The sequence below is a fragment of the Pseudomonas sp. IT-P258 genome (genome assembly GCF_949767825.1).
GTDB lineage: Bacteria > Pseudomonadota > Gammaproteobacteria > Pseudomonadales > Pseudomonadaceae > Aquipseudomonas > Aquipseudomonas monachiensis.
On the sequence record NZ_CATKPU010000028.1, the window covers coordinates 24,815 to 35,006 of the forward strand.

The following is a 10,192-nucleotide window of genomic DNA, read 5'->3' on the forward strand; positions in this document are numbered from 1 at the left end:
AGATTGGATACCAAACAACTACAACAAAACATTTCGTCCGTCTTCATGAGTAATCCTGTTGGTTCGTGAGACCCTTCCATTAAGCCTTTAGGAAATGGATGAAATGTATGACCCGGGGGTCGCTGTTGAGAAAACGTCTATTTGTCACGGGTCTGACTGGATTTGTAGGACAACACATCCAATCGCGTTTGCAGGCTGAGAATTCGGAATGGAAGCTGCTGCCTGTTCCTTGCCGCTACGATCTCTCTGCGCCGGACAGCCTTGAAGGCTTGTGGCCGGAAATGCCCGATGCGGTGATCCACCTGGCCGGCCAGACTTTCGTCCCGGAGGCCTTTCGTGATCCGGCGCGCACGCTGAACATCAATCTGCTGGGCACCCTGAACCTGCTGCAAGCTCTCAAGGCGCGCGGCTTCAACGGCACGTTTCTGTACGTCAGCTCCGGCGATGTCTATGGCCAGGTCGCTGAAGAGCATCTGCCCATCACTGAATTGCAACCACCCTGCCCGCGCAATCCCTATGCCGTGAGCAAACTGTCGGCAGAGTTCCTGAGTTTGCAGTGGGGCCTGAGCGAAGACTGGCCCGTACTGGTCGCCCGCCCGTTCAACCACATCGGCACAGGGCAGAAAGACAGCTTCGTCATCGCCAGCGCCGCACGTCAGATCTGCCGGATCAAGCAAGGCCTGCAAGGGCCCCAACTGGAGGTCGGGGACATCGACGTCACGCGCGATTTCCTTGATGTCGGGGACGTGGTCTCGGCTTACCTGGCCTTGCTGGAAAAAGGTACGCCGGGGCAGGTCTACAACATTTGCTCGGGGCGCGAGCAGAGCATTCGCCGCCTGATCGAACAGCTGGCAGATCTTGCCCAGGTCGACCTGCAACTGGTCCAGGACCCTGCGCGACTTCGCCGCGCGGATCAGCGCCGCGTGTGCGGCAGCCCTGCCAGGCTGGTCGAAACCACTGGATGGAAATCTGAAATCACAACACAACAATCCCTGCGGGCGATCCTGTCCGACTGGGAGACGCGAGTACGACAAGTATGACTAAAAGTGCATTGATCACAGGCATCACCGGCCAGGATGGCGCGTATCTGGCCAAGCTGCTGCTCGACAAGGGTTACAAGGTCCACGGCCTGGTCGCGCGCCGCAGCAGCGACTCGCGCTGGCGCTTGCGCGAGATGGGGGTCGAGGCGGACATCGTCTACCTGGATGGCGACATGGCCGATGCCTGTTCTGTGCAGCGCGCGGTGATCAAGTCGGCGCCGGACGAGGTCTACAACCTCGCCGCGCAAAGCTTTGTCGCGGCCTCCTGGGATCAACCGGTGACCACCGGCATCGTCGACGGCCTGGGTGTTACCCACTTGCTCGAAGCGATTCGTCAGTTCAGCCCGCACACGCGTTTCTACCAGGCGTCCACCAGCGAAATGTTCGGTCTGATCCAGGCCGAGCAGCAGGACGAGAACACGCCGTTCTATCCACGCAGCCCTTATGGCGTGGCCAAGTTGTACGGCCACTGGATCACCGTGAACTACCGCGAAAGTTTCAACCTGCATGCCAGCAGCGGCATTCTGTTCAACCATGAGTCTCCGCTGCGCGGCATCGAGTTCGTGACGCGCAAAGTCACCGACGCCGCCGCCCGCATCAAGCAGGGCAAGCAGCAGGAACTGCGCCTGGGCAACATCGACGCCAAGCGCGACTGGGGCTTTGCCGGGGACTACGTCGAAGCCATGTGGCTGATGCTGCAACAGGACAAACCCGACGACTTCGTGGTGGCCACCGGCGTGACCACCACGGTGCGCGAGATGTGCCGGATCGCCTTCGATCACGTAGGCCTGAACTACCGCGACTTCGTGAAGATCGACCCGGCGTTCTTCCGCCCGGCCGAAGTCGAAGTGCTGCTCGGCAACCCGGCCAAGGCCCAGCGTGTGCTGGGCTGGAAACCAAAAACCGACCTGGATACCTTGATCCGCATGATGATGGATGCGGACATGAAACGCGTCGCCAAGGAGTAGGCCATGCTGATTCCCGTGATTCTCTCCGGCGGTGCCGGGACAAGGTTGTGGCCGGTGTCGCGTGAAGGCCATCCCAAACCGTTCATGGCCTTGCCTGACGGCCAATCGCTTCTGGGCAAGACCTATCGGCGTGCCGCGGACCTGCTCGACGGCTGGGGCGATATCGTCACGGTGACCAACCGCGATTACTACTTCCAGAGCAAGGATCACTTTCGGGACGCGCACCTGGGCCGTCATCGCGGGCACTTCCTGCTGGAGCCGACGGGGCGCAACACGGCGCCGGCCATCGCTGCCGCCGCCCTCTCCCTCCAGGCCCTGCATGGCGACGAGGCGATCATGCTGGTCATGCCCGCCGACCATCTGATCGTCAATGTCGATGCGCTCAAGGAGGCGGTCGAGCATGCCATGACATTGGCCAGGAGCGGTCACCTGGTGACCTTCGGTGTGGTGCCGACCGCTCCGGAAACCGGTTTTGGCTACATTGAAGCCGGCACACCGCTGGACGACAAAGGCGCTGCCGGCGTGCGGCGTTTCGTCGAAAAACCGGACCTGCAAACCGCGACTCATTACCTGGAAAGCGGCAATTTCCTGTGGAACTCCGGGATGTTCTGCTTCTCGGTTGCCAGCGTACTGGCCGAACTGCAAATCCATGCTCCCGACTTGCTGGAGCAGGCGCAGACCTGCATGGCCGCCAGCGCCGCGGTGGAAAACGCGGGGAGCCTGCAGCAGGAACTGTCGCCGGCCCTGTTCGGCGAAATCATGGACATTTCCATCGACTATGCGTTGATGGAGCGCTCCGACAAGGTGGTCGTCGTGCCCGCCCGTTTCGACTGGAGCGACATCGGCTCCTGGGGTGCGGTGGCCGCACTGGTACCGGCGGATGCACAAAACAACCGCACCGTCGGCGAGTCGGTTTTCATCGACAGCCACAACAACTTCGTCCAGAGCGACAACCGTCTGGTCGCGACCGTGGGCGTGGATAACCTGATTATCGTCGACACCGCCGACGCGGTGCTGGTGGCCCACGCCGACCGCGCCCAGGATGTGCGCCGGGTGGCCAGGCAACTCAAGGACAAAGAGCACGAAGCCTATCGCCTGCACCGTACGGTCAGCCGGCCTTGGGGCACCTACACCGTCCTGGAGGAAGGCCCGCGCTTCAAGATCAAACGCATCGTGGTCAAGCCCGGTGCCAAGTTGTCGTTGCAGATGCACCACCATCGCAATGAACACTGGGTGGTGGTCGAAGGCATGGCCAAGGTCACCAACAATGGCACCGGCACTCATCTGGTGGCCAAGAACGAATCGACCTTCATTGCCGCCGGTCACAAGCATCGCCTGGAGAATCCCGGCGTGATCGACCTTGTGATCATCGAAGTGCAAAGCGGCGAATACCTGGGAGAGGACGACATCGTCCGCTTCGAAGATCAATACGGCAGGACGGTTTGAATGCTGCTTTCCCTTTACCGCACGCTGAGCAGCTATCGGGGGTTCATCCTCGGTAGCGTCCAGCGAGAGTTTCAGGCGCGTTATCGCAATTCGTTGTTCGGTGCCCTGTGGACCGTGCTCAATCCGCTGTCGATGATCATTGTCTACACCGTGATTTTTTCCCACATCATGCGTGCCCGTTTGCCAGGGGTAGATGACGGCATGGCCTACAGCATCTATCTCTGCGCCGGGTTGTTGACCTGGGGACTGTTTGCAGAAATCACGGTGCGCAGCCAGAACATGTTTCTGGATAACGCCAATCTGCTGAAAAAAATCAGCTTCCCACGGATCTGCTTGCCCGTGATCGTGCTGTTGAATGCCGGTATCAACTTCGCAATCATCATCAGCCTGTTCCTCGGCTTTCTGTTGATCACCGGTCGACTACCGGGCCTTGTGCTGTTGGCGCTCATTCCTCTATTGGTATTACAGGTGATGTTCTGTGCCGGGCTGGGGATTATTCTTGGCGTATTGAATGTGTTTTTTCGCGATGTCGGGCAATTTTTCGCCATCTGTCTGCAATTCTGGTTCTGGCTGACGCCAATCGTTTATCCGATGAGCATCCTGCCCGATTGGGTGCAGCGCTTGCTGCAACTCAATCCCCTGACCAACCTGATCACCAGCTACCAGAACATCTTCCTGTACGGCCAATGGCCTGTCTGGAGTTCGCTGCTGCCGATCATGGTCGCCAGCGTATTGCTCTTCTTCATCGGGTTGCGGCTGTTTCGGCAGAGAGTCGGTGAAATGGTGGATGAACTCTGATGGGACACATACGCGTCACCGGCCTGGGCAAGGCCTATAAACAATACCCTACACGCTGGAGTCGACTGGTTGAATGGCTGGTCCCGTTCTCGCCGATCCGCCATCGTCAGCACTGGGTGCTACAGGACGTGACCTTCCAGATTGCCCCCGGAGAATCGGTGGGTATCGTCGGGATCAACGGTGCCGGCAAAAGCACCTTGTTGAAGATGATCACCGGCACCACCCAACCCACCTGCGGAACCATTGAGCTCGAAGGCAGCGTCGCCGCCCTGCTGGAATTGGGCATGGGTTTTCATGCGGACTTTACCGGTCGGCAGAATGCGGTCATGGCCGGGCAACTGCTGGGCATGCAGGTCGAAGAGATAGAAGCGTTGATGCCGGAAATCGAACGTTTCGCGGAAATAGGCGACGCCATCGACCACCCGGTGCGCACCTATTCCAGCGGTATGCAAATGCGTCTGGCGTTCAGCGTGGCCACCGCGCGGCGCCCGGACATATTGATCGTCGACGAAGCACTGTCGGTGGGCGACGCCTACTTTCAGCACAAAAGTTTCGACCGCATCCGCAGCTTTCGCAAAGCCGGTACCACGCTGCTGATCGTCTCCCATGACCGTGGGGCGATTCAGTCGATCTGCGACTCGGCGATTCTCCTGGAAAACGGCCATATGGCCATGCACGACAAGCCCGAAACCGTCATGGATTACTACAACGCCCTGCTCGCCGAGCGTGAGGGACAGACCGTGCGCCAGGAAGCTCTCGCCGGCGGCCAGCTCAGTACCATTTCGGGAACGGGTGAAGCCAGGATTCTGACCGTACGCTTGCTCGACAAAAATGAACGCTCCATCGACGCCGCCGAAGTCGGCCAGCCGGTCGTGCTGGAGGTGAATGTCGAGGTTCGCCAGGACATCGAACGGCTGGTACTGGGCTTCATGATCAAGGATCGCCTGGGCCAGGCCATGTACGGCATCAACACCCATCGCCAGGATCAGGCGCTGACCGATCTGCAGGCTGGCGAGCGCGTAACTTATCGCTTTGCTTTCGTCATGGGGTTGGGCAAGGGTAACTATTCCGTGGCGTTGAGCTTGTCACGCCTGGACTCGCACCTGGACCGCAACTTCGAGTGGCGCGATTACGGGTTGGTGTTCCATGTGATCAACAACCGCCAGGAAGATTTTGTCGGCTGCTCGTGGCTGGCCGCGAAGACCACTGTCACGCGCTCGAGCGCGCCGGTCACTCCGGAGATCACGCCATGACGCGTCTTTTGGTGGAGTGCACGCACGTATTCCAGCACCCCAAGGTCAATTCGGGCATTCAGCGAGTGGTGCGCAACGTCGTCAATCAGCTACCGGAGTCTGTGGACGGCGTTGAATGCATCCCGGTTGTATTGCTTAAAGGCAAACTCTATCGGGTACTGAAACTCGGCGCGCTGAACATTCCGATTTTCGATGCCTTGATGACCTTTGGCGGACGACTTGGGCGCTTGGCTCACCGCTTCTGGCAACTGCATCAGCGCCTGCACAACCGAAGCAACTCGCGAGTGATCAAGCGCCTGCTGCACGTGGCCTACCGGGTGACAGCGGTTACCTGTTTCGGCCTTCCACTGCGTGTGATCGAGGGCATCAACCAGTATCAACTGCCCAAACGTTGCACGCCGCTGCAGCACCAACCGGGAGATCAACTGGTGTTGCTGGATTCGTCCTGGCACACCGACTTTTTCCCGTTTGCCGAACAGCTCAAACGTGAAGGCGTGGGCATTGTTTCAGTGATCTACGATTTGATTCCCCTGACTCACCCACAGTTCTACGACACACGGCTGGTGCAGGTGTTCAACGAGTGGTTCGACTGGATCACTCAAACCGCCGATGGCTACGTGGCCATTTCCGCCACGGTGCGTGACCAGGTGCGTGATGAGGTTCAGCGCCGCCTGGGCTCGGCCAAGGCCAATGCATTGTGGTTCGACTATTTCCACCTGGGCTCCGAACTTGATTTGAGCGAAGTCAGCGAAGCCGTGGAACCGCGTCTTGCGCGGCTGTTCGCGACGCCGGAACCGGTATTTTTGATGGTCAGTACCATCGAACCGCGCAAGAACCACGACTACCTGCTGGACGCCTTCGAACGGGCCTGGGCGGCAGGCTCCAATGCCCGCCTGTGCATTGCCGGGCGAATCGGCTGGAAATGCGATGCGCTGCTGGCCCGGATACGCAATCACCCCCAACTGAACCAACGACTGTTCATGTTCAATGACCTGAGCGACACCAGCCTCGAGCATGCCTACCACCATGCCAGCTCACTGGTGTTTCCGTCTTTTGTGGAAGGCTTCGGCCTGCCGCTGGTAGAAGCCATGCAGCGTGGACTGCCGGCCATGGGCAGCGACATTGCGGTCTTTCGTGAAATAGGCGGCGAGTTCATGGCGTACTTCGATCTGGCCGAGCCAAAAAGCCTGGCTGATCTGGTCATTGGTTTCGAGAACAGCGGTCAATTCCCGGCCACTCGCGACGTCGTGGACTGGCGCTGGATCGGCTGGCGTGAAGCCAGTGCGCAACTGGCTTCACGCACCCTGCGCAATCTTGTAGACGTGCCGCTCATGCAAGAGAGGCAACATGCGAATTGCCCTTAACGCGCGGATACTCCAGGCGCCACGTACCGGCATCGGCCATTACGTCGCCGAACTGGCGAACGCCTTGGCGAGTGAACCGGATGTTGAACTGGCGTTGTTTCATGGCTGGGGCTGGAGCTCTGTGCTGCCTGAGGCAGCCATGCCCGGCTATTCCCGGCTGACACCATTGCTGCGACAGATCCCGGGCGCCTATCAGGCCCGACGGTGGCTGGAGCAGAAACGCTTCGATCAAGGCCGCGCGCAAGCCATCGATCTCTATCACGAACCGAGTTTGTGGCCGCTGTCGTTCGACGGCCCGACCGTCATCACCCTGCATGACCTGACTCACCTGCACTATCCCGAAACGCAGCCACCGGCGCGCTTGCGAGAAATCGAACGGCGCGTGACCGATGGCGTGCGACAGGCAAGCCTGATTCTTACCGACTCGCAGTTCATTGCTGACGAAGCCCAGGCGCATTTCGGATTACCGGCCGAGCGATTTGTCGTCGCACCGCTGGGTGTAGCCGCGCGTTTTCACCCGCGATTCCCCGAGGCTATCGACGCCGTACTCAAGACCCATGGCGTCGAAGCGCGGGAATACTTCCTCTGTGTCGGTACCCTGGAACCGCGCAAGAACCTGTCCCTCGCCCTGCGCGCCCACGCGCGATTGCCGGAATCAGTCCGTCAGCGTTTTCCATTGCTGATCGTCGGCATGGCCGGCTGGCAGCGCGAGCAGTTCAGCGAAGAGTTGCATCAGGCCCTGGCCTGCGGTCATGTCTGTTTGCTCGGCTATCTGCCTGACGAGCACGTTGCGCAGCTGTTGGCCGGTGCCCGGGCATTGATTTTTCCGTCGCTTTACGAAGGTTTTGGCCTGCCGGTGCTGGAGGCCATGGCCTGCGGCACGCCGGTCATTCTGACCAGTCGCTCAGCCATGCCCGAAGTGGCAGGCTCTGCGGGTAACTATGTTGAACCGGATGAAACCGACGGCTTGCGCGATGCAATGAGTCGTCTGATCGAGGATCTAGCGCATTGGCAGGCATGCCGAGAAGCCGGGTTGGTACAGGCAAGGCTTTTTACCTGGGAACGCTGTGCGCAAGTCACGGCCAGCGCTTACCGCCAGGCAATGGGAGGTTGAATGCGAGTTCTTCATTTTTTCAAGACGTACCTGCCTGACTCGGTCGGCGGGATCGAACAAGTGATTTTCCAGTTGTGCGAAAGCGGTGCCCTGCACGGCGTTGAAGGCAAGGTGCTGACGCTCAGTGCCGATCCGACACCGCCGGTGATGCAGATCGCCCAGCATGAAGTCCATCGAGCCAGGCTCGACATTCAGTTCGCCTCCACAGGGTTTTCCTGGAGCGTCTTCAAACAGTTTCGCGAGCTGGCAGCCGAGGCCGACGTGGTCAATTACCACTTTCCATGGCCATTCATGGACCTGGTGCATTTCGCCAGTGGCCTGAACAAACCCAGCGTGGTGACGTACCACTCGGACATCATCCGCCAGAAACACCTGCTCAAACTTTACCGGCCGCTGATGAATCGCTTTCTGCACAGCGCCGACCGGATCGTCGCTGCATCGCCCAATTACCTGCACACCAGTGATGTGTTGCAACAGTTTCAACACAAGACCCGAGTGATCCCCTATGGGTTGAACAAGACAGGTTACCCTCAGCCGGACAGTGATCGAACGGCTCACTGGCGGCAAAAGCTAGGCGATAAGTTCTTTCTGTTTGTGGGTGTGATGCGCTACTACAAAGGTTTGCACATCCTGCTCGACGCCCTGAAGGACCTGGATTACCCGACTGTGATTGTCGGTGCCGGCCCACTGGAAGTAGAGCTGCATGCCCAGGCGGCCGCCTTGGGTTTGCGCAATGTTCACTTCCTCGGGCGTCTGGGGGACGAGGACAAAGTAGCGCTGCTGCAACTGAGCTATGCCATCGTGTTTCCATCGCACCTGCGCTCCGAAGCCTTTGGCATTTCGCTGCTGGAAGGCGCGATGTATGGTAAACCGATGATCTCCAGTGAAATTGGCACTGGCACCAGTTACATCAACATTCATAACGAGACCGGACTGGTGGTGCCACCGAGCAATCCACCGGCATTTCGCGAGGCGATGCGCACGCTTTGGGAAAAACCGGTGCTGGCGGCGCAAATGGGCGAGAAGGCCCAGGCCCGTTATCAAAATCTGTTCACGGCGGATGAAATGGGCCGCAAATGGACGGCCTTGTATGAGGAACTGCTGGAAGAAAAAGCCCTCGCCTACGCATGAGTTTTTTGCAGATCCGAATTGCCTCAGCTGCGCTCCAACAGTGTTACGATCCCGCGACTGCAGATTCTCCACGGCTTGCGCAGAATGTGTGCAAGCCGTCGACTCTCCCTATTGGCCCCTGACTTTCTGCTGAGCGCCTATGCAACGCCTGCTCAATGACCGCCTGGACTGGAACCTGCTGCGCACCTTTCGGGTGATTGGCCAGGAGCAGAGCATCAGCCGCGCCGCCGCCCGCCTGCACCTGACGCAACCGGCAGTGAGCCAGGCACTCAAGCGCCTGGAAGAACAACTGGGCCGCCAACTGATTGCCCGTCGCGGGCCACGCTTTGCCCTGACCGAAGTCGGCGAGCAGATCTTCGCCCTGGCCGGGGAAATCTACGGGCAAATGTCCCAGGTCAGCAGCGTGCTGGAACAACCGGCCGATGAAGTGATCGGCAAAGTGCGGTTGCTGATCATCAGCCGGATCTTCTCCGAGCGCTTCGACGACTTCCTTGCGGACTTTCATCGACAGCACCCGCGAGTGGATCTGGAAGTCGATGTGATGCGCAGTTCCGACATCGTCAGCGCCCTCCAGGAAAAAACCGCGACCCTTGGCCTGAGCCTCAATCGGCGCCCGCAACCGCGCCTGGAGCAGCGTTTGTTCCTGCGTCAGCGCTATGCGTTTTTCTGCGGCAAGCATCATGCATTGTTCGGCCAACAGGACGTCGCCGAAGGGGATTTGCAGCGGGAAAACTTCGTCAGCTTCACCAGCGACCAGATCGGCGGCATGCTCTCGCCGTTGACGATTTTTCGCGATCAGCAGGGTTTCAGCGGCCGTATCGTCGCGTCGTCACCGAGCCTGGAAGAAGTCCGGCGACTGGTGATCGCCGGCTTCGGTATCGGTTGCTTACCCGAACACGTGGTGGCGGCGGACGTCGACGCCGGATTGCTCTGGCGCCTGCCGCCCCACGAAGGGATTGCCGATGTGGACATTCATTTGCTGTGGAACCGCGAGCAGCGCATGAGCCGGGCCGAGACGATCTTTCTCGAAAGCCTGCAACAACGGCTGACGGACTAAACGCAGCGAGCGAGCCGGGGA

General features: G+C 59.5%; 9 protein-coding genes. All 9 read left to right on the top strand.

Annotated elements, in window-relative coordinates:
- Positions 1–125 precede the first annotated feature (125 nt).
- Positions 126–1,040 carry a GDP-mannose 4,6-dehydratase gene (locus ACM6G4_RS12150; protein WP_056722753.1) on the top strand — a complete coding sequence of 305 codons (915 nt, stop codon included), beginning with the start codon at positions 126–128 and terminating at the stop codon, positions 1,038–1,040.
- Entirely contained in the window at positions 1,037–2,008 is a 972-nt protein-coding gene (gmd, locus tag ACM6G4_RS12155) for a GDP-mannose 4,6-dehydratase (RefSeq protein WP_056722724.1), read from the top strand. Before ACM6G4_RS12150 ends, gmd begins: the two co-directional genes overlap by 4 nt.
- Positions 2,009–2,011: 3 nt before the next feature.
- A complete protein-coding gene (locus tag ACM6G4_RS12160) occupies positions 2,012–3,454 on the top strand; it encodes a mannose-1-phosphate guanylyltransferase/mannose-6-phosphate isomerase (RefSeq protein ID WP_414913772.1) in 1,443 nt (480 codons plus the stop codon).
- The gene (locus tag ACM6G4_RS12165) at positions 3,455–4,252 is read left to right on the top strand and encodes an ABC transporter permease (RefSeq protein WP_056722729.1); all 798 of its coding nucleotides are present in this window, start codon (positions 3,455–3,457) and stop codon (positions 4,250–4,252) included.
- Positions 4,252–5,505 carry an ABC transporter ATP-binding protein gene (locus ACM6G4_RS12170; protein WP_414913773.1) on the top strand — a complete coding sequence of 418 codons (1,254 nt, stop codon included), beginning with the start codon at positions 4,252–4,254 and terminating at the stop codon, positions 5,503–5,505. The genes ACM6G4_RS12165 and ACM6G4_RS12170 overlap by 1 nt, the downstream gene beginning before the upstream one ends.
- Entirely contained in the window at positions 5,502–6,869 is a 1,368-nt protein-coding gene (locus ACM6G4_RS12175; RefSeq protein ID WP_414913774.1) for a glycosyltransferase family 4 protein, read from the top strand. Before ACM6G4_RS12170 ends, ACM6G4_RS12175 begins: the two co-directional genes overlap by 4 nt.
- Positions 6,853–7,983 carry a glycosyltransferase family 4 protein gene (locus ACM6G4_RS12180; RefSeq protein ID WP_056722736.1) on the top strand — a complete coding sequence of 377 codons (1,131 nt, stop codon included), beginning with the start codon at positions 6,853–6,855 and terminating at the stop codon, positions 7,981–7,983. The genes ACM6G4_RS12175 and ACM6G4_RS12180 overlap by 17 nt, the downstream gene beginning before the upstream one ends.
- Entirely contained in the window at positions 7,984–9,114 is a 1,131-nt protein-coding gene (locus ACM6G4_RS12185) for a glycosyltransferase family 4 protein (protein WP_056722738.1), read from the top strand.
- Between the two features lie 139 nt (positions 9,115–9,253).
- A complete protein-coding gene (locus ACM6G4_RS12190; RefSeq protein WP_056722740.1) occupies positions 9,254–10,171 on the top strand; it encodes a LysR family transcriptional regulator in 918 nt (305 codons plus the stop codon).
- The last annotated feature ends 21 nt before the right edge of the window (positions 10,172–10,192 follow it).

Coding starts and splice junctions, on each gene's coding strand:
- ACM6G4_RS12170 (WP_414913773.1), top strand. CDS start 4,252: ATGGGACACATACGCGTCACCGGCCTGGGCAAGGCCTATAAACAATAC.
- ACM6G4_RS12190 (WP_056722740.1), top strand. CDS start 9,254: ATGCAACGCCTGCTCAATGACCGCCTGGACTGGAACCTGCTGCGCACC.
- ACM6G4_RS12180 (WP_056722736.1), top strand. CDS start 6,853: ATGCGAATTGCCCTTAACGCGCGGATACTCCAGGCGCCACGTACCGGC.
- gmd (WP_056722724.1), top strand. CDS start 1,037: ATGACTAAAAGTGCATTGATCACAGGCATCACCGGCCAGGATGGCGCG.
- ACM6G4_RS12175 (WP_414913774.1), top strand. CDS start 5,502: ATGACGCGTCTTTTGGTGGAGTGCACGCACGTATTCCAGCACCCCAAG.
- ACM6G4_RS12165 (WP_056722729.1), top strand. CDS start 3,455: ATGCTGCTTTCCCTTTACCGCACGCTGAGCAGCTATCGGGGGTTCATC.
- ACM6G4_RS12185 (WP_056722738.1), top strand. CDS start 7,984: ATGCGAGTTCTTCATTTTTTCAAGACGTACCTGCCTGACTCGGTCGGC.
- ACM6G4_RS12160 (WP_414913772.1), top strand. CDS start 2,012: ATGCTGATTCCCGTGATTCTCTCCGGCGGTGCCGGGACAAGGTTGTGG.